At 60.2% G+C, this 18,364-nt stretch carries 16 protein-coding genes; 3 read left to right on the top strand and 13 right to left on the bottom strand.

Annotated features, from left to right (window positions below; genetic code table 11):
- The first annotated feature begins 12 nt into the window (after nt 1-12).
- Nucleotides 13-288 carry a peptidylprolyl isomerase gene (locus tag AC3IUF_RS13165; protein WP_007912322.1) on the top strand — a complete coding sequence of 92 codons (276 nt, stop codon included), beginning with the start codon at nt 13-15 and terminating at the stop codon, nt 286-288.
- Between the two features lie 149 nt (nt 289-437).
- On the opposite strand, the gene AC3IUF_RS13160 is transcribed toward AC3IUF_RS13165, so the two are convergent.
- From AC3IUF_RS13160 to AC3IUF_RS13125, 8 genes are all read right to left on the bottom strand, one after another.
- Nucleotides 438-1,373: a sugar kinase gene (locus tag AC3IUF_RS13160; RefSeq protein WP_489281216.1), complete on the bottom strand. Its 936-nt coding sequence runs from the start codon at nt 1,371-1,373 to the stop codon at nt 438-440.
- Between the two features lie 132 nt (nt 1,374-1,505).
- Nucleotides 1,506-2,720, bottom strand: coding sequence for an amino acid deaminase (locus AC3IUF_RS13155; protein ID WP_489281215.1), 1,215 nt, complete (start codon nt 2,718-2,720; stop codon nt 1,506-1,508).
- A gap of 39 nt (nt 2,721-2,759) precedes the next feature.
- Nucleotides 2,760-3,524: an IclR family transcriptional regulator gene (locus tag AC3IUF_RS13150; RefSeq protein ID WP_007912327.1), complete on the bottom strand. Its 765-nt coding sequence runs from the start codon at nt 3,522-3,524 to the stop codon at nt 2,760-2,762.
- A 392-nt stretch (nt 3,525-3,916) separates the two neighbouring features.
- Nucleotides 3,917-4,306 carry a RidA family protein gene (locus AC3IUF_RS13145; protein ID WP_007912330.1) on the bottom strand — a complete coding sequence of 130 codons (390 nt, stop codon included), beginning with the start codon at nt 4,304-4,306 and terminating at the stop codon, nt 3,917-3,919.
- Between the two features lie 29 nt (nt 4,307-4,335).
- Nucleotides 4,336-5,127: an amino acid ABC transporter ATP-binding protein gene (locus tag AC3IUF_RS13140; RefSeq protein ID WP_007912331.1), complete on the bottom strand. Its 792-nt coding sequence runs from the start codon at nt 5,125-5,127 to the stop codon at nt 4,336-4,338.
- Nucleotides 5,124-5,786: an amino acid ABC transporter permease gene (locus tag AC3IUF_RS13135; RefSeq protein WP_007912332.1), complete on the bottom strand. Its 663-nt coding sequence runs from the start codon at nt 5,784-5,786 to the stop codon at nt 5,124-5,126. Before AC3IUF_RS13135 ends, AC3IUF_RS13140 begins: the two co-directional genes overlap by 4 nt.
- A gap of 9 nt (nt 5,787-5,795) precedes the next feature.
- Nucleotides 5,796-6,458, bottom strand: coding sequence for an amino acid ABC transporter permease (locus tag AC3IUF_RS13130; RefSeq protein WP_003225455.1), 663 nt, complete (start codon nt 6,456-6,458; stop codon nt 5,796-5,798).
- Nucleotides 6,459-6,509: 51 nt separating this feature from the next.
- Nucleotides 6,510-7,358 carry a transporter substrate-binding protein gene (locus AC3IUF_RS13125; protein WP_007912334.1) on the bottom strand — a complete coding sequence of 283 codons (849 nt, stop codon included), beginning with the start codon at nt 7,356-7,358 and terminating at the stop codon, nt 6,510-6,512.
- Nucleotides 7,359-7,695: 337 nt separating this feature from the next.
- Between AC3IUF_RS13125 and AC3IUF_RS13120 the strand changes: the two genes are divergently transcribed.
- Both AC3IUF_RS13120 and AC3IUF_RS13115 read left to right on the top strand, forming a co-directional pair.
- Nucleotides 7,696-8,127, top strand: a complete 432-nt coding sequence (locus AC3IUF_RS13120; RefSeq protein WP_489281212.1) for a thioredoxin family protein — start codon at nt 7,696-7,698, stop codon at nt 8,125-8,127.
- A 57-nt stretch (nt 8,128-8,184) separates the two neighbouring features.
- Nucleotides 8,185-8,622: a hypothetical protein gene (locus AC3IUF_RS13115; RefSeq protein WP_007912336.1), complete on the top strand. Its 438-nt coding sequence runs from the start codon at nt 8,185-8,187 to the stop codon at nt 8,620-8,622.
- A gap of 255 nt (nt 8,623-8,877) precedes the next feature.
- On the opposite strand, the gene AC3IUF_RS13110 is transcribed toward AC3IUF_RS13115, so the two are convergent.
- The 5 genes from AC3IUF_RS13110 to cobN form a co-directional block, all read right to left on the bottom strand.
- Entirely contained in the window at nt 8,878-10,437 is a 1,560-nt protein-coding gene (locus AC3IUF_RS13110; protein ID WP_489281210.1) for a TerC family protein, read from the bottom strand.
- A gap of 377 nt (nt 10,438-10,814) precedes the next feature.
- Nucleotides 10,815-12,461, bottom strand: coding sequence for a phospholipase D-like domain-containing protein (locus AC3IUF_RS13105; protein WP_489281208.1), 1,647 nt, complete (start codon nt 12,459-12,461; stop codon nt 10,815-10,817).
- 174 nt (nt 12,462-12,635) lie between these two features.
- The gene (locus AC3IUF_RS13100) at nt 12,636-13,319 is read right to left on the bottom strand and encodes a vWA domain-containing protein (protein WP_489281635.1); all 684 of its coding nucleotides are present in this window, start codon (nt 13,317-13,319) and stop codon (nt 12,636-12,638) included.
- Nucleotides 13,301-14,302: a magnesium chelatase ATPase subunit I gene (locus tag AC3IUF_RS13095; protein ID WP_414915203.1), complete on the bottom strand. Its 1,002-nt coding sequence runs from the start codon at nt 14,300-14,302 to the stop codon at nt 13,301-13,303. The genes AC3IUF_RS13100 and AC3IUF_RS13095 overlap by 19 nt, the downstream gene beginning before the upstream one ends.
- A 212-nt stretch (nt 14,303-14,514) precedes the next feature.
- Nucleotides 14,515-18,363 carry a cobaltochelatase subunit CobN gene (gene cobN, locus AC3IUF_RS13090; protein ID WP_489281206.1) on the bottom strand — a complete coding sequence of 1,283 codons (3,849 nt, stop codon included), beginning with the start codon at nt 18,361-18,363 and terminating at the stop codon, nt 14,515-14,517.
- Nucleotide 18,364 lies beyond the last annotated feature (1 nt).

The raw sequence follows: 18,364 nt of genomic DNA, 5'->3' as shown, positions 1-18,364 counted from the left end.
AGGTACCGCACGATGAAAGCCCAAGCCCGCCACATTCTGGTGAAAACCGCCGAAGAGGCCGAACAGCTCAAACAACGCATCGCCAAGGGTGAAGCGTTTGATGTGCTGGCGAAGAAATTTTCGACCTGCCCGTCCGGCAAGCGCGGCGGCGATCTGGGTGAAGTGCGGCCGGGGCAGATGGTCGGGGCGATTGATGCGGTGATTTTCAAGAAACCGCTGCGCACTGTGCATGGGCCGATCAAGAGCAAGTTCGGCTATCACCTGGTGCAGGTGTTTTACCGGGATTAATACTTTCCTCACAGGAGCTGTGTAGGAGCTGTGTAGGAGCTGTCGAGTGAAACGAGGCTGCGATCTTTTGATCTTGATCTTGAAAAACAAGATCAAAAGATCGTCCGATCGCGGCCCGAGCCTTCGCCAGCTCCTACAGGGATTGCATTTCAAGTTCTGGGGATCAGTGCTCCTGGCACCTGAATCACCCGACTTGCCAGCAGATGCCCCGCCTCGGCAGCCTCCGCCGGACTCCCCCCCAGCAGTCGCCTGGCCAGATACGCCGCACTGAACGAATCCCCCGCCGCCGTAGTGTCCACCACTTTCCCGACCTTCTGCGCCGGCACTTCAAATGCCTCACCATCACAGCGAATCAGACACGCCTCGGCGCCGCGCTTTAGCACCACTTCCGGCGTGCCGAACTGCGTGTAAGCGGCAAACACCGCGTCGCCATCGGCGAAACCGAACAGCGCCTGTTCGTCATCCACGGTCAGCAACGCCAGATCAACGTAAGGCAACACGCTGCGATACGCCGTCCGCGCGTCTTCTACAGAAGCCCACAACCGTGGCCGGTAGTTGTTATCGAAGACGATGCGCGCATCACGCTGCCGTGCTTCGATCAAGGTCTGGATCAGTTTTTCCCGGCCGAGCGCACCGAGCACGGCCAGGGTGATGCCGCTGAAATACAGCACATCGTAATCCGGCAACGCCGCAAGAATCGGCGCGGCGGCTGGCGTGGTGAAACAGTCGCGCACGGCGGCCTCGTTGCGCCAGTAGAGAAAGCGCCGTTCGCCGTTGGCGTCAGTCTGAATGCAATACAGGCCCGGCAAGCGACCCGGCAGACGCTGCACCAGACCGAGGCCGATACCTTCGCTGCTCCAGATCTGGCACATGGCGTCGCTGAAGCTGTCATCTCCCAGCGCGGTGACGTAGTCGACCTGGGCCTTGTCGCCCATGGCGCGGGACAGATACACCGCCGTGTTCAGGGTGTCGCCGCCGAAACTTTGCTGCAGGCTGCCGTCGGCACGCTGCTGCAGTTCGATCATGCACTCGCCGATCAGGGCAATGCGCGGGGTGTTCGGGCCCAAGGGGCTTAGGGTGGTCATGTTGTGGTGTCTCTGGTTGATCGCTGGTGTCTGGACGGGCGCTTTCGCGAGCAGGCTCGCTCCCACAATTTGAAATGCATTCCCCTGTGCAAGCGAGCCTGCTCGCGAATGGCCGCGACTCGGTCTCAAGCTTTAGAAGCAAGTCTCCATGCTCTCGATCACTGACAACTGCTCATCCACCAGCAACCCCACACGCCACTTGTCGAACGTCAGGCACGGGTGCGACGTACCAAAGGAAATGATGTCACCCACACGCAATTCAACGCCCGGCGCCACCCTCATGAACGCGTGCTGATCCATCACCGCCGTGACTTTGCACGCACCGACATCCTCGCCCAGCGCCGGCACCACACCGGCCCTGTAACGCAACAACGGCACCGGCAAACCGGCATCGAACGCAACATCACGCTTGCCCAGTGCGATCACCGCGAAGCCCGGCTCGGGCAGCGACTGCACGTGCGCCCAGACTTCCAGCGCCGGGCGCAAGCCCTCGTGCAGATCACTGCGACGATCAAGCACGCAGCACTGCGCTTCCTTGTAAATGCCATGGTCATGGGCCACGTAACTGCCGGGACGCAACACACTGAGGAAACGTCCGGATGCGTTTTGTGCCTCGAACGATTCGGCAATCAGGTCGTACCACGCCGAACCCGAGGCAGTGATGATCGGCTTACCGATAGCGAACGCGCCGCTGTCTTGCAATTGCACCGCCAGGCGCACCAGTGACGCGGCAAATTCACGAATGCCACTGACCGCGTGATCACCGTGAATCACCCCTTCGTAACCTTCAATGCCGGTCAGGGCCAGCGCCGGTTGCGCGGTGATCGCCTTGGCCAGTTCGATGACTTCCTGTTCGCTGCGGCAACCGCAACGCCCGCCGACTACGCCGTATTCGATCATCACGTTCAGCTTCACCCCGCGCGTGGCGAAGTAGGCGCCGAGATCCGCGACGTTGTCCGGGTGATCGACCATGCAGTAAAAATCGAACGACGGATCGGCGAGCAGATCGGCAATCAGCGCCATGTTCGGCGTGCCAACCAGTTGGTTAGCCATCAGCACCCGGCGCACACCATGGGCGTAAGCGGCGCGAGTCTGGGTCGCGCTGGCGAGGGTGATGCCCCAGGCACCGGCGTCGAGCTGACGCTTGAACAGTGCCGGGGTCATGCTGGTTTTGCCGTGAGGCGCAAGCTGCGCGCCGCTGTCGCTGACAAACTTCTGCATCCAGCGGATGTTGTGCTCCAGCGCTTCGCGGTGCAGCACCAGCGCCGGCAGGCTGACGTCGCGTACCAGTTGCGCGCCGATGGCGGCGTCGCCCTTTTCCACAGCAGTATTGATGGCAGTCGTCATGGTCGAACTCCTCACTTTCGCGGCCGCAGGCAGCCGTGGTTATTCGTTGATGCGCCGGGCGAGGCTGTTGGCGCTCTCGATCAGCACTCGGCGATAGTCGTTGTAATTGTTCTTCGCATCGGCCCGCGGGGCGACGATGCACAAAGTGCAAATCGCTACGCCTTGAGGGTCTTTGACCGGTGCGGCGAAGCAGTGGGTAAAGGTGTCGGCGACGCTGTCGAAGGAAAAGAATCCATCGATACCCGCCTGACGGATTTCCGCGAGAAAACGCTCCAGCGGCAGACGTTCGCCATCGGGCAGGATGAAGTCGTCTTCGTCGATCAGGTCGATGATCTGTTGATCGCTCAAGTGCGCGAGCAACAGACGCCCGGAAGCCGTCCACGGGATGGGGGCGTTTTCACCGATATCGGAGGAAATGCGGAAATGCCGCTCGCCCTCCTTCATCAACGCCACTGTGTATTTACGGCCGTTGAGCAGGCACATCTGCGCGGTTTCATGGGTCTGGCTGACGATCTCCTGCAAGGCGTGATCGGCCTCGCGGCTGAGGTCGAAATGACGCAAATGCGCCTGACCGAGAAAATACAACTGCCGGCCCAGATAGACATGACCGTCCTTGCCCACCGGCTCCAGAATTCGTCGCTCGAGCAGCGACGCGACCAGTTCGTAGACCGTGGATTTCGGGCTGCCGATGCCGTTGGCGATGTCGTTGGGGCGCAGCGGCTGGCCGATCTCCTTGAGGAAATCGAGGATATCGAACGCCCGGTCCAGACCGCGTGCCCGGCGTTTGATGGTGTCTTCGGTCATTTCAGTGGTTCCCATTCAAAGTCGCCGGATGGTAACTGGCCCTTGGTGTTGTGTCAGTTGGATTGCTGCCCTCACCCCCCGCCCTCTCCCTGAGGGAGAGGGAGCCTGACTGGATCGATGCACATGTCGTGGTCAGCCGCCAAAATCTGCATCGATGGAGATCAGTCCCCTCTCCCAGAGAGAAAGAGCCTGGCCGTATCGATGTAAATGTAAGCGTCATACGCAAAATCCACATCGATACAGATCAGTCCCCTCTCCCAGAGAGAAAGAGCCTGACCGTATCGATGTAAATGTAAGCGTCATACGCAAAATCCACATCGATACAGATCAGTCCCCTCTCCCTTGGGAGAGGGTTAGGGTGAGGGGCTGCGGCCTAAGCAACACAGCAATTTTCAAGCCTTCTTCTTGTACGCGATGCAGTCGATCTCGACCTTGCAATCGACCATCATGCTCGCCTGCACACAGGCCCGCGCCGGTGCGTGTTCAGGTTTGAAGTACTCGCCGAAAACCTTGTTGAAACTGCTGAAATCACGCGGATCATCCAGCCACACCCCGGCACGCACGACATCTTCCAGGCCATAACCGGCCTCTTCGAGAATCGCGATCAGGTTCTTCATGGTCTGATGGGTCTGCTCGACGATGCCGCCGACAATAATCTCGCCATCCACCGCTGGCACCTGGCCGGACACATGCAGCCAGCCATCCGCTTCAACGGCGCGAGCGAAGGGACGTGGCTGGCCGCCAGCGGCGGTGCTGCCGGTGCCGTAACGCGTAATGCTCATGGGTGCTTCTCCTGATTACAAAACGAAAGTTAAAACCGCGTGCTCTTGAGAAACTCAGCCAGACGCGGCGATTGCGGGCGCTCGAACAGTTCCTTGGGAGGCCCCTGCTCTTCGATCCGCCCCTGATTCATGAAAACGATTTTGTCCGAGACCTCGAAGGCGAAACGCATCTCGTGGGTCACCAGCAGCATGGTCATGCCGTCTTCGGCCAGGCCCTTGATCACGTTGAGCACTTCGCCGACCAACTCAGGGTCGAGGGCCGAAGTGACTTCGTCGAACAGCATCAAACTCGGGTTCATCGCAATCGCCCGGGCAATCGCCACGCGCTGTTGCTGACCGCCGGACAACTGACCGGGAAAGTGATTGCGCCGCTCCAGCAAGCCGACGCGCTCCAGCCACTTTTCCGCGAGGACGACGGCTTCGTCCTTGTGCATTTTCTTCACCTTGAGCAAGCCCAGGGTGACGTTCTGCAACGCGGTCAAATGCGGGAACAGGTTGAACTGCTGGAACGCCATGCCGGTCATCGCACGATGGCGGGCGATGACTTTTTCCGCATGCCGCACTCGCTTGCCGTTGACCTCGTCATAGCCGATGGATTCGCCGTCGAGCAGGATCTGTCCGCCCTGGAATTCTTCGAGCATGTTCACGCAACGCAGCAGCGTGGTTTTACCCGAACCGCTGGAACCGATCAGCGTCACCACGTTGCCGCGCTGCATGCTCAGATCGACACCTTTGAGCACTTCTACTGCGCCGTACTGTTTGTGCAGGCCACGGATGTCCAGCAACGCCTGATTCTGTGGAGAAACTTGAGCTTGAGTCATGGCAGGGCCACCCGCTTTTCAATGTGCCGGCCGAGTAATTCGATGCCGTAGTTGATGACGAAGAACAGAAAACCGGCGAACAGATAAAACTCCAGGGTCATGAAGTTCCGGGCGATGATCTGTTGCGTGCTGAGCAGCAATTCGGCCACGCCGATCACCGAGAGCAAGGTCGAAGCCTTGACGATTTCGGTGGACGAGTTGACCCAGGTCGGCAGGATCTGCCGCAGTGCCTGGGGTAACAGCACATAACCGAGGGATTGATAAAACGTCAGGCCGATGGCTTTGCTCGCCTCCATCTGCCCGCGCGGCAAGGCTTGCAGCGCACCCCGCACGATTTCAGCGACGTGGGAGCCGCAGAACAGCGTCAGCCCCAAGGCCCCGGCCTGAAATGCGCTGATCTGCCAGCCGAGTGCCGGCGCCATATAGAAGCAGGCCAGTACCAGCACAAACACCGGCGTGCCGCGAATCAGATCGACGTAAAACCGAAACGGTGCGCGCATCCAGAACTTGCCGTACGTCAGCACCAACCCGGTAATAACGCCGAGCATCGTGCCGAGCAGAATCGCCAGCGCCGACACTTGCACGCTGGTCAAAAAACCCTGCCACAGTGGCTCGCGTGCGACCCACAACTCATGTAACCAACTGGGAGATTCGTACATCGCAGCCTCCTATCGGCGGATCGCCAGACGCTGCTCGAGGTAGCGCAGCAGCATGGCAATGAGGTAACAGGCTGCGACATACAACGCCGTGGTCACCAGCCAGGTTTCAATCACCCGGTAGCTCTCGACGTTGATCTTGCGCGCGTAATAGGTCAGCTCCGGCACCGCGATCGCGGCAGCCAGCGAGGTGTCCTTGAACAGCGAAATGAAGTTGTTCGACAGCGCCGGCAAGACGTTGCGCAACATCACCGGCACGGTGACGTAGGCCTTGACCTGCCACTCGCCGAGACCGATCGCCAGCCCGGCTTCACGCTGGCCCTTGGGAATACTCAGCAAGCCGCCACGGAACACTTCGGTCAGGTACGCCCCGGCATACAACGACAGCGTGATGATGAACGAGGGAATCTTGTCCAGACGAATGCCCAGACTCGGCAGCGCGAAGTAGATCAACAGAATCAACACCAGAATCGGCGTGTTACGCACCACCGTGACATACACCGAGGCCAGCACCCGCAAGGCGCGATGCTTCGAGAGCAAGGCAAACGCCATCAGCAGGCCGATCACGCAGCCGATGGCGATCGACACCAGCGCCAGTTCGAGGCCCAGACCGAGCCCCGCCAGCAAGGTGTCGAAATCGCGCCAGACGGCGGCAAAGTTCAACTGATAGTTCATGGTCAGCAGTACCTTGAGCGGGGCGACTTTAATCGCCCCACTCTCACGGGATCATTTGAATTCGACTGGGAAACCAATTGCTGGCGAAGGCAGATCTACACCGAACCATTGCTTGAACGACGCCGCATAAGTCGGGAATTCAACGCCGGTCATGGCTTCATGCAGCGCAGTGTTGACGAAGTTCAGCCAGTCCTGATCGCCGCGTTTCACCGCGCACGCATAGGTTTGCGGGCTCCACGCATAGCTTGGGCTGCGGTAGCGGCCAGGGTTCTGCACCATCAGGTATTTGACCGAGGACTGGTCGGTGGCGGCGGCATCGGCGCGGCCGGAGTTCACCGCCTGATACATCAGGTCGACGCTGTCGTACTGATCGACCTTGGCTTTCGGCAATGCCTGATGCACCAGTTCTTCGGCATAGACGTTTTGCAGCACCGCCACGGTGACGCTGTCGCCGGCGGCCTGCAGGTCTTCAATTTCCTTGTACTTGCTGTTATTCGGCAGCAACAGGCCGACGCCTTCGCGGTAGTACGGCAGGGTGAACGCCACTTGTTGCGCGCGGCTGGCGGTAACGGTGATGAACTGGCAGCTCATGTCGACCTTGTCGGTCAGCAGATTGGGAATCCGCGCATCGGACGACTGCACCACGAACTCGACTTTGCTCGGATCATTGAACAGACCTTTGGCGACGATCCGCGCGATGTCGATATCAAAGCCCTGCAACTTGCCGTCCGCGCCCTGAAAGTGCCACGGCGCATTGGTGCTACCGGTGCCCACGATCAATTTGCCACGGGCCAGAACACTGTCGAGTTTGCTGTCGGCTGCCTGGGCCATACCCATGACAGCGGACGAAGCCGCAAGAACAAAAACACACGCTTTGAACAACGAAGGACGGCGATGCATGGCAAGCACTCCAGAATGGTGTTTATTCCGCTATACCGGAACACGGTTTGTTACTACGGAATAGACAGCAGAAAGTGTGCCACAGGATTGTTGGGGAATCTGTAGTGGAATTAAAAGTTTTCGAAATCAAAGAGATGCAGAAAAAGACAATGGCGCTGTTACCAAAGACACCATGAAGACTCGCTACCGTTGGCTACACACGCCGGGTATTCGCGCCACATTGCGGGGCGCATGACACAAAACAATGCGCGTGACACCTGTCAACTCTGACAGTAGGCGTGCGGAGCGCGCTGGATTACCGTTTAGTGAAACAGCGACAACTGAAAAGGAGATTCTCATGAGCGCGAATATCCCTCTCGCCACGTTGCCCCCCACCTATCGCAAAGCCCTGAAAACCTGGCGCCCAGTAATCCTTTATTTCGCTAACGAACATTGCCCCGCCTGCGAGTGGGCCGGGCCGACTTTTCGCCAGACGGCCGAGCCATACCGGCATCGCGCCAATATCTACATGCTCAATACCAGCGAAACTGCCCGTCATCCGCTGGTAACCGGTACGCCCACCGTACTGTTCTACAAGAACGGCAGGCTGGTGAAAAAACTCAAAGGCATCGGCACGGAAGAAACCCTCGCACGGGATTTCGCCGAGCACATCGGCAAGACCAAGGCGCCCGTTGCCGTCCGTAAAAAAACGCATGATCTGCCCTGGCTGCGTCAGACACTTCGTACTCTGTGCACCGTTGCACGTGCGCACCTGCGGAGTCAGTGCTGAACAGGCTGAAGGTTCCGAAGCCGGGTTAACCAAAAAGTCGCAGGGAGGGATAAGGACATGACGAATTTGATCAGGAATGGCGAGTTCTACGAAGGCGAGAAAGACTGGTCAGTGAGCCATCCAGATCAGGTGAAATTCAACGAGGATGACTGCAGGATCACTTCACCCGGATACATCAGTCAGGACGTCATTTTCCAATCTGAAGCCGAAGAATATGCGCTGTCCGCCAGAATCAAGACTGCATCCGGCTCCACGGCTCGCGTGATATTGACGCTACATCCTGCTGGCGACGAACTTGAGTTGGCGCTGACAGACGATCCAAACTGGCAAGTGCGAACCGACTGGATCCTCGCGCCAGCCGGCACGACCGGCGCCACAGTCAGACTCCAGACAGACGGAGCAAACAGCGTCGCCGCCGCGCAATTTGGCAGTCTGGTGCTACTGAGTCTGGAGACTAGAGAACCGAAAAACACCCTTGAGCGAATCGTGGTGTAGTGGAGATCCCTGTTCGGTGTCAGGGGATAAATCCAGCTTCCTGTTCTCTTGTTTGAAGCGCACTCATTCGAGCAGTGACGTCGAAAGCCGGAAGTAAAAACGCCCAAGGAACAGCAAGGCAGTGGTACGTCAGGATGAACAATGGATCAACCCAAGCATTCGCGAGCAGGCTCACTCCCACATTTGAAACGCATTCCAATGTGGGAGCGAGTTTGCTCGCGAAGTGGCCGGCACGTTTCGTAGAGAACTCAAGGATTACGCTGGCGCGCGCTCCAAAAGCACCCGCGTCACCCGCCGCTCTTCCACCGCTTTGACCGTCATGTGCCAGCCTTCAAGTTCCAGACGATCACCAATGACCGGGAGACGATCAAGAAGGCTCATCACCAACCCGGCCATGGTCTGATAGTCCTCGGTCGGCTTGGCGCCAAACCCGGTGCGTTGGCGCACCCGCGCCAGATTCAACGCACCGCTGACCATAAACCCGCCCTGCTCCTCGACCACGTCCGGGCCTTCGATTTCGCTGGCATCGGGCAACTCACCGGCAATCGATTCGAGAATGTCGGTCATGGTCAATACGCCGACAAAGTCGCCGAACTCGTTGACCACGAAGGCAATGTGCGTCGACGCAGCGCGCATCTGCTCCAGTGCGTTGAGGATCGAGTAACTGTCGAGCAAATTGATGGTCTTGCGCGCCAGGTGTTCCAGGTTCGGCTCGGTGCCGGCCAGGTATTCCTTGAGCAGTTCCTTCTTGTGCACGAAGCCCAACGGCTCATCCACCGCACCGTTGCGAATCAACGGCAGACGCGAATAGGACGAGTGCATCAAGCGCGTACGAATCGCCTCGCGGTCATCGGCCAGATCAATCGTGTCGACATCGGCGCGCACGGTCATCAGCCCGCGAATCGGCCGCTCGGCCAGTTGCAGCACACCGCTGATCATCACCCGTTCACGACGATCGAACAGTTCGGTATTTGGCGCGTCACCGTCGTCGAGCAGGTCGGAGAGTTCCTCGCCGACCTCTTCCACCGCCAGTTTGCGCCCGCCCAGCAAACGCATGACCGCGTGAGCCGTGCGCTCGCGTATCGGCCGTAAACCCTGCATCGAGCGCTTGCGGCGTGCCCGGGCGATCTGGTTGAACACCTCGATCAGAATCGAGAAACCGATGGCGGCGTACAGATAACCTTTCGGAATGTGGAAGCCCAGACCTTCGGCGGTCAGGGCGAAACCGATCATCATCAGGAAGCCCAGACACAGCATGATCACCGTCGGGTGCGCGTTGACGAAGCGCGTCAGCGGCTTGCTCGCGACAATCATCAAGCCAATCGAGATGATCACCGCGATCATCATCACCGCCAATTCATCGACCATGCCCACCGCCGTGATCACCGCATCGAGGGAGAACACTGCATCAAGCACCACAATCTGCGCGACGATCGGCCAGAACAAGGCATAAGCGGCGTTGGTCGTGCGCTCACCGATGTGGCCTTCAAGGCGCTCGTGCAATTCCATGGTGGCCTTGAACAGCAGGAACACACCACCGAACAGCATGATCAGGTCGCGGCCGGAGAAGCTCTTGTCGAACACCTCGAACAACGGCTGCGTGAGGGTGACCAGCCAGGAAATACTCGCCAACAGGCCAAGACGCATGATCAGCGCCAGCGACAGGCCGATAATCCGTGCACGATCACGTTGATGCGGCGGCAATTTATCCGCGAGGATTGCGATGAACACCAGGTTGTCGATACCCAGCACCAGTTCCAGCACGATCAAAGTCAACAAGCCTAACCAGGCCGTGGGATCCGCTAACCATTCCATAAAACGTCTCTATCTCTCTCGATTGATTCAGGCTGCCGGACACGGCAAAGCGCAACGCAAAGGCTCTGGGGCCGCGTTAGCAACGATAGTCGGGTGTCGGAAAACTGGATGCTGCGAGTGCGTCAAGACCGCGCCATGACGCGAAGGGAAGCTGAAACTGGGAGGCTCCGAGAGGGTGTTCATGTAGATCCTGAATGAAAAGTGGCCTTGGAGCGTACAGGCTTTGGGAACATTTCCTACAGCGGCAAATCATTTCAAAATCTGTAATCCGCCCCGAATACCTCTGTAGGAGCTGCCGCAGGCTGCGATCTTTTGATTTTGATTCTTAAAAACAAGATCAAAAGATCGCAGCCTGCGACAGCTCCTACAGTACGGTTTCAGCGTCCGGCAAAACGCAGCCGGGACAACTGCCGCAAATCCCCCTCGACGTAGTAATCATTGGTCCAGCGATCATCCACGGCCAATGGACTCACCTGCTTCAACGCCAGTTTCTTCGCGAAATAGCGAAACCGGTAATGCTCGTAAAATCGCAGCAGTTCCAGCCCGTAACGATCCGCCAGATCGGTGTCGCCGCGAATGATCAGGTAGTTTTCATCGTTGCCATTGCTGGCCGAAGCGCTGAGGTTATGGCTGCCACTGATGATGGTCGGCGTATCGGTGGTGAAGTCGGTGACCACCGCTTTGGTGTGCACCAGCAGATTGCCTTTCTGACCTTTCATGTTCTCGCGCAGCCAGCCTTCCAGACCGGTATTGAGCAAAGCGGTGGCGGCGAATTCGGCGCTGCGGTCGGCGTGAAACCCGGTGATGCGGCTGGCGGTGTTTTGCAGGCCATAACGCAAAATGTCGTCGTGGGGCTGGCCAAGCAAGGCATTAAGGATCGCGTCCGGCAGCGAGAACGCGGTGACGAACAGCACGTCCTTTTTTGCCGCGCTGATGATGTTCTCGAACGCCTGCAGGTCAGCCCCGCCGGTACGCGGTGAAAACCCGGTAAATAACGGCTGCTGCGGATTCATCGGATTGTGTTCGGTGATCCAGTCACGGGTTGCACCGACGTCGTCCGGCTGCACCCAGATCTGCTCGAACGTCTGCTGATAACTCGCGGCGATCGATTCATCGTCCAGCACATGCACCACGTTGGCCTGCCGGTAGACCCCGTTGGCGGTGAAATTAGTGCTGCCACACAGAACCGCTTCAGGGTGATGCTCACCACTGACACCGACGCGACTGAGGACCATGAATTTGTTGTGAAAGATGTTATGGGTCACTCGCCCGCGTTTGCTCGCCGCAGGCAGTGCCGCCAGACTCGCTTCGTTGATTGTGGTGTCTTCATCGTCCGGCCGGGCGTGGTAGAGCACCCGCACCTTCACGCCCCGCGCGAACGCCGCGTTCACCGCTACGACGATCGCCTGCAATTGATATTCGTAGATGGCAATGTCCAGCGCCCATTGGTCATCGACGGCACGCTCGATAAAACCCAGCAAGCGCCCGAGCAAACCGTTTTCCAGCCACTGACGGGCCGCATCGGGCCAGGCTTCGATGGGCATGTTTTTATTGGCGCTGATCTGCGCGTCGAGATCGGGAAACTTGCGCTGGAAGGCCTGACTGGCAGCAACGGCTCGATTGAAATTCACGCTTTGGTTGCTCGGCTGGCCGTCATCGGAAGTGATCGTCAGCTCCAGCGACTCGCCCAACTGCACGGCATCGGCTGTGCCGTAGGCCAGATGCACGCGATAGTGGAGGGTCATGCCCGGATTGACCGCGTAATCCGCCCAGCGAAATTTCTGCAGCGGCGCGGTATCGCTTGGTGTCGCGTGGAATTGGGGAAAGGTGTGAGCCTTATTCGGGAAGGTCAGGCTGTTGAACAGGAACAACCAGGGTTTGGCGCCCTGCTGCTTTTCGATGGCAAATCCCAGCAGGCCTTTGCGCCGGGGTTCGGCCAGATCCATGGCCAGCAGCACGCCGTTGGTGCCGGCGTAGGCTTTGACGCGGAAGTCGTCTTGAGGGTTTTTGACCAGAACGCGCATCGCTCACTCCTTGTGATTGGGCTGGGTGCAGCATAGAGCAGGGATGCGGGTTTTGAGTGTTCGGTTCTAGACCGGGTCGATGCAATCGCGAGCAGGCTCACTCCTACAGGGGAACGCATTCCAAATGTAGGAGTGAGCCTGCTCGCGAAGACGGTAGAACAATCGCCGAAAAGGTTAGAGAGAAATCAGCTCATCAATGTGTCGATACTCGGATCCCAACGCTGAAGCCAGATCCCGTGCCCGCCCCAACCGGATCGGCCCACGCTCGATATCGATCAACAACCCCGGACACGCTAGCGCCGGTAATCCCGACCACTGTTTCAAACGCCCATCGGTCACCACCAACAGCCGCTGCTGCTCGGCGGGAAAGCGCTTGCGGCGCACCGCCAGCCATTGCTCTGCCTGCCCCAGCGCCGCCAGCAACGGTGTGCCGCCGCCAGCGCCCAACGCCTCCAGCCAGCTATGCAAACCGCTGGAGGCCTTCAACCCTTGCACCTGCCATTTCGGCGCCGAGCCGCTGGCCGTCAACAAGGCCAGGCGCGCCCGTTGGCGATAGGCGTCATCGAACAGTTGCGCGAGCAGGCCTTTGGCATCGCTCAAGGCCTGATGACGCCGCGTCGAGGCGGAGGCATCGACGATCACCAGCCACAGCTCATGCGGCGAGCGTGTGCGCAGTTGAAACAGCAGATCTTCACGAACCCGAGGACGCCCCTGGAGCAACGTGCCCGGCCAGTTCACCGTACCGCTGCGGGCCGTATGGCGCTTGCCCTGACGTCCGTTGTCCAGCCGTCCGGCGCGGGGTCTGGCATTCGCCCCCGCATCGGATCGGGGACGAATGCCTAAGGCTTTTTTGGCCAGCTCGGCACTTCGCGGCGGGCGCCGGTGGCGAGCGCCGGCGCCGGCATGTCACCCCACTGGCCCTGCCCTTCGCTCGGTGATGCCTGAGTCTCGGCCGGCGCCTGAGCCGGTTGTTGCGGACTCGATGGCGCTTGCTCACGGCGCCGATGGCGCAGGGCAAACTCGGCCACGGCGTCGATGTCTTCCTCGCCAATCACCTCAGCCCCGCGCCATGCCGCGTGAGCACGAGCGGCGCGTAACCAGACCAGGTCGGCACGCAGTCCATCGACGCCGGCAGCAAAGCAACGCTCGGTGATCTGCGCCAGTGCGGCATCGTCCAGCGCAATATTGGCCAAGGCAGCGCGAGCATTTTCGCAACGCACACGCAGGGCTTGTTGCTCAGCTTCCCACTGCGTGCAGAACGCTTGCGGATCGCTGTCGAAATCCAGACGCCGACGGATGATCTGCCCGCGCTCGGTCGGCGCCGTGTGGCCACTGAGGGCAACGTTCAGGCCGAAGCGGTCAAGCAGTTGCGGACGCAGCTCGCCCTCTTCCGGGTTCATCGTGCCGATCAGCACGAACTTCGCCGAATGCCGATGGGAGATGCCGTCGCGCTCGATCAGGTTGGTGCCGCTGGCTGCAACGTCGAGCAGCAGATCCACCAGATGATCCGGCAGCAGATTGACTTCATCGACGTAGAGCACGCCGCCGTCAGCCTTGGCCAGTACGCCCGGCGAAAACTGCGCTCGCCCCTCGCTGAGGGCGGCGTCGAGGTCGAGGGTGCCGACCAGGCGTTCTTCGGTAGCGCCCAGAGGCAAAGTGACGAATTGACCGCTGGCGAGCAGATCCGCCAGGCCACGGGCCAAGGTGGATTTGGCCATGCCGCGCGGGCCTTCGATCAGCACGCCACCGATTTTCGGGTCGATGGCGGTGAGGCACAGGGCGAGTTTCAGGTCATCGGCGCCGACCACGGCGGAGAGGGGGAAATGCGGGGTGTCGGTCATTTGGGTTTTCTCTGTCGTGGTCTTTGGTGTGTTTGAGTGTTGTGGGGCGTCAGTTGGGGTAGCCCTCACCCTAGCCCTTTCCCGGAGGGAGGGGGAACTGACCGAGGTGTTCTTTCGAGGTACGCCGACCTGATTTATCGCGTTGAACTCAGGCACCAAAGCCAACACAAATCGGCTCGGAGAGGGCTGGGGTGAGGGTAGCTTTTAACCGGCTACACATCTTCTTCTATGTCCAACAACAGATTCTCCAGCGCCTCTTTATAAACCCCCGGCTCCTGCCACATCCCCCGCTGTTGAGCCTCCAACATGCGCTCGGTCATGTCCCTCAGCGCATGCGGATTATGCTCGCGAACAAACTCCCGAGTTGCCGGATCGAGCAAATAGGCATCGGCCAGCAAAGCGTACTGATGGTCATCGATCAACTGCGTGGTGGCATCGAACGCGAACAGGTTATCAACCGTCGCCGCCAGTTCAAACGCGCCTTTATAGCCGTGGCGCTTGACCCCGTCGATCCATTTCGGATTGGCCGCCCGTGAGCGAATCACCCGGTTGAGCTCTTCCTTTAACGTGCGAATCTTCGGCAGATCCGGTTGACTGTGATCGCCGTGATAACTGGCCGCCGCCTCGCCACGCAAGGTTTCCACGGCAGCCAGCATGCCGCCCTGGAACTGGTAATAGTCGTTGGAATCAAGCAAGTCGTGCTCGCGATTGTCCTGATTCTGCAGCACCGCTTGCACCTGACTCAGGCGCTGGACGAATTGCTCGCGGGCGGCCGTACCTTCATCGGCACCGCCATAGGCGTAAGCGCCCCAGTTCAGATAAACCTCGGCCAGATCGTCGCGGCTCTGCCACAAACGGCCATCGATCGCGCCCTGCACGCCCGCGCCGTAGGCACCGGGTTTGGCGCCGAAGATCCGCCAACCGGCCTGACGCCGTGCGGTGTCCTCATCAACGCCCGACTGCAACAGTGCCTCGCGCTCGGCTCGTACTTTGGCGGCCAATGGGTTGAGATCGTCCGGTTCATCCAGTGCCGCTACTGCCTGCACCGCCGCGTCGAACAGGCGAATCAGATTGGCGAACGCATCGCGGAAAAATCCGGAAACCCGCAACGTGACATCGACGCGCGGGCGGTCGAGCAGGCTCAGCGGCAGAATCTCGAAATCATCCACGCGCTGACTGCCGGTGGCCCACACCGGACGCACGCCCATCAGCGCCATTGCCTGAGCGATGTCGTCGCCGCCGGTGCGCATGGTTGCCGTGCCCCAGACCGATAAACCGAGCTGGCGCAGGTGATCGCCGTGGTCCTGGAGATGGCGTTCGAGAATCAACGTCGCCGACTGGAAACCGATGCGCCACGCGGTGGTGGTCGGCAGGTTACGCACATCGACCGAGTAGAAATTACGCCCGGTGGGCAGCACGTCGAGGCGGCCGCGACTCGGCGCGCCGCTCGGGCCGGCAGGGACGAAACGACCGCTGAGGGCGTCGAGCAGGCCGCGCATTTCGGCGGGGCCGCAGGCATCGAGGCGTGGGGCGACGACTTCGCGCAGATGGTCGATGATTGCGCTGACTTCAGCCCACGCCGGCCCCTGTGGGAGCGAGCCTGCTCGCGAAAGCGGTGGATCAGGTAAATCTTTAGCGACTGATACGACGCCTTCGCGAGCAGGCTCGCTCCCACAAGGGATTTGCAGGGACTCGGAGATCAACGCGGTGGCAAACAGTTCGAGGCGTTCGCGGGTGTCGCCGGCGCTGCGCCAGACTTCCTCGCTTTGCGATTGCAGCTCTGCCGGGCGCGGGCCGGTCCATGGATCGGCTAGCGCGCAATCGAGCGGATCGAAACCGAGTTCAAAGGCTTTGGCCAACGCGCGCAGCAGGCTCGATTGCGCGCCCTTGCCGTCTCCGCGTGGAATGCGCAGCAGCGCCAGCAACGTATCAATGCGCAATCGCCCGCTCGGTGACTCGCCGAAAATGTGCAAGCCATCGCGAATCTGCGATTCCTTCAGATCACACAAATACGTATCCAGACGCGGCAGCCAGATCGCCGCATCGGCGTCACTGTCCAGCCCGGCATCAAGTTGCAGTTCTCGATCGATCTGCGTCTCGCGCACCAATTGCAGAATGTCGCGCTGCAACTCGCGAGCGCGGCGCGGATCGAGCAGTTGTGCTTCGTAATATTCGTCAGCCAACAGTTCCAGATTGCGCAATGGGCCGTAGGTTTCGGCGCGGGTCAGCGGCGGCATCAGGTGATCGATGATGACCGCTTGCGTGCGTCGTTTCGCTTGGGCGCCCTCGCCCGGGTCGTTGACGATAAACGGATAAATGTTCGGCAGCGGCCCGAGCAATGCGTCCGGCCAGCAATTCTCCGAAAGCCCGACGCCTTTGCCCGGCAGCCACTCAAGGTTGCCGTGCTTGCCGACGTGAATCACGCCGTGGGCACCGTAGGTGTTGCGCAGCCAGAAATAGAACGCCAGATAGCCGTGCGGCGGCACCAGATCCGGGTCGTGATAGACCGCACTCGGATCGACCTGATAACCGCGCGCCGGTTGAATGCCGACGAAGGTCAGGCCGAAACGAATGCCGGCGATCATCATGCGACCGTCGCGGCACATCGGATCGTTTTGCGGCGCACCCCAGCGCTCGATAACGGCGGTGCGATTGGCCTCGGGCAGCGCGTTGAACATCGCTAAATAAGCGTCCATCGCCAGGCTTTGCTGGCACGGACGCAGGTCAATCGTGTCGAGATCGTTGCTGACGCCACCGAGCAATTGCTGGATCAACTCGGTGCCGCTGCTCGGCAATTCTGCGGTGATCGGATAACCTTCAGCCTGCAACGCGCGAAGGATATTCAGCGCCGCTGCCGGCGTGTCGAGGCCAACACCGTTGCCGATGCGCCCATCACGGGTCGGGTAGTTGGCGAGGATCAACGCGATGCGTTTTTCGCCATTCGGCACCCGCGCCAGATCGATCCAGCGCCGCGCCAATTCGGCGACAAAATCCATGCGCTCAGGCTGCGCGCGATAGCAGACCACGTCGGACTGGCTGCGCTCACTGCGCCAGGCCAGATCCTTGAAACTGATCGGCCGGCTGATGATGCGTCCGTCGAGTTCCGGCAAGGCAATGTGCATGGCCAGATCGCGCGGGCCGAGGCCCTGCTCGCTGGCGCGCCAACCGGGCTCGTTGTCCTGCGCGCAGATCGCCTGAATCACCGGGATGTTGCGGCGAAACGGCCGCAGATGCGGCGCTTCGGGGCTGGACTGAGCGAATCCGGTGGTGTTGAGAATCACCCCCGCCTCGACGTCATCCAGCCAATCCTCGACCACCGCCAGGCAGCCGGGCTCTTTCAGACTGGCCACCGCGATCGGCAGCGGATTCAGCCCCGCTGCCTGCAAGCGCTGGCAGAAAACATCGATAAAAGCAGTGTTCGCCGCCTGCAGATGCGAACGATAAAACAGCACCGCCGCCACCGGGTTTTCCGGCAGCCATTCGGCTTGCCAGTCACTCAGTGCGGCGGAGGTTTTATTGGGGTGGTAAATCGCCGTGCGCGGCAGGGTCTGCGGCTCTTCCCAAGGGTAATCGCGGCCGAGCCAACGGCTGGCCAGACAGCGGAAGAAGTCCAGCGCATTGCCCAGGCCGCCCTGACGCAAGAACTGCCAGAGCCGGTCGCGATCCTCGGCGCTGACGGTGCTCAAGTCGCTGAGCTCCGGGTCGGGCCGGTCATCGCCCGGCACCAGAATCACCTGCACACCGCGCTCGGACAGCTCGATCAAACGCTCAACGCCATACCGCCAATAGGCGATGCCGCCGTGCAGCGAAATCAAAATCACCTTGGCGTGGCGCAGCACTTCGTCGACGTACAGATCGACCGAAGCGTGATTCTGCACCTGCATCGGATTGGCCAGACGCAGGCTCGGATAATCCTCGGGCAACTGCTGCGCGGCCTCGGCGAGCAGCGCCAGGCTGGAGTCGCCGCTGCACAGGATCACCAGCTCGGCGGGGGTTTGTCCAAGGTCGGCAATGTTGTCATCCGAGACGAAACCGCCGGGCTGGGTCCTGAGCAGGTGCATG

The sequence above is a fragment of the Pseudomonas sp. KH_040 genome (genome assembly GCF_057839305.1).
Note: the sequence above shows the minus strand (reverse complement) of the source record. Positions and strands in the feature narration are given on the sequence as shown.

Excerpts from the sequence above, each read along its gene's own strand:
- AC3IUF_RS13165 (WP_007912322.1), top strand. The coding sequence starts at position 13 with ATGAAAGCCCAAGCCCGCCACATTCTGGTGAAAACCGCCGAAGAGGCC.
- AC3IUF_RS13160 (WP_489281216.1), bottom strand. The coding sequence starts at position 1,373 with ATGACCACCCTAAGCCCCTTGGGCCCGAACACCCCGCGCATTGCCCTG.
- AC3IUF_RS13155 (WP_489281215.1), bottom strand. The coding sequence starts at position 2,720 with ATGACGACTGCCATCAATACTGCTGTGGAAAAGGGCGACGCCGCCATC.
- AC3IUF_RS13150 (WP_007912327.1), bottom strand. The coding sequence starts at position 3,524 with ATGACCGAAGACACCATCAAACGCCGGGCACGCGGTCTGGACCGGGCG.
- AC3IUF_RS13145 (WP_007912330.1), bottom strand. The coding sequence starts at position 4,306 with ATGAGCATTACGCGTTACGGCACCGGCAGCACCGCCGCTGGCGGCCAG.
- AC3IUF_RS13140 (WP_007912331.1), bottom strand. The coding sequence starts at position 5,127 with ATGACTCAAGCTCAAGTTTCTCCACAGAATCAGGCGTTGCTGGACATC.
- AC3IUF_RS13135 (WP_007912332.1), bottom strand. The coding sequence starts at position 5,786 with ATGTACGAATCTCCCAGTTGGTTACATGAGTTGTGGGTCGCACGCGAG.
- AC3IUF_RS13130 (WP_003225455.1), bottom strand. The coding sequence starts at position 6,458 with ATGAACTATCAGTTGAACTTTGCCGCCGTCTGGCGCGATTTCGACACC.
- AC3IUF_RS13125 (WP_007912334.1), bottom strand. The coding sequence starts at position 7,358 with ATGCATCGCCGTCCTTCGTTGTTCAAAGCGTGTGTTTTTGTTCTTGCG.
- AC3IUF_RS13120 (WP_489281212.1), top strand. The coding sequence starts at position 7,696 with ATGAGCGCGAATATCCCTCTCGCCACGTTGCCCCCCACCTATCGCAAA.
- AC3IUF_RS13115 (WP_007912336.1), top strand. The coding sequence starts at position 8,185 with ATGACGAATTTGATCAGGAATGGCGAGTTCTACGAAGGCGAGAAAGAC.
- AC3IUF_RS13110 (WP_489281210.1), bottom strand. The coding sequence starts at position 10,437 with ATGGAATGGTTAGCGGATCCCACGGCCTGGTTAGGCTTGTTGACTTTG.
- AC3IUF_RS13105 (WP_489281208.1), bottom strand. The coding sequence starts at position 12,461 with ATGCGCGTTCTGGTCAAAAACCCTCAAGACGACTTCCGCGTCAAAGCC.
- AC3IUF_RS13095 (WP_414915203.1), bottom strand. The coding sequence starts at position 14,302 with ATGACCGACACCCCGCATTTCCCCCTCTCCGCCGTGGTCGGCGCCGAT.
- cobN (WP_489281206.1), bottom strand. The coding sequence starts at position 18,363 with ATGCACCTGCTCAGGACCCAGCCCGGCGGTTTCGTCTCGGATGACAAC.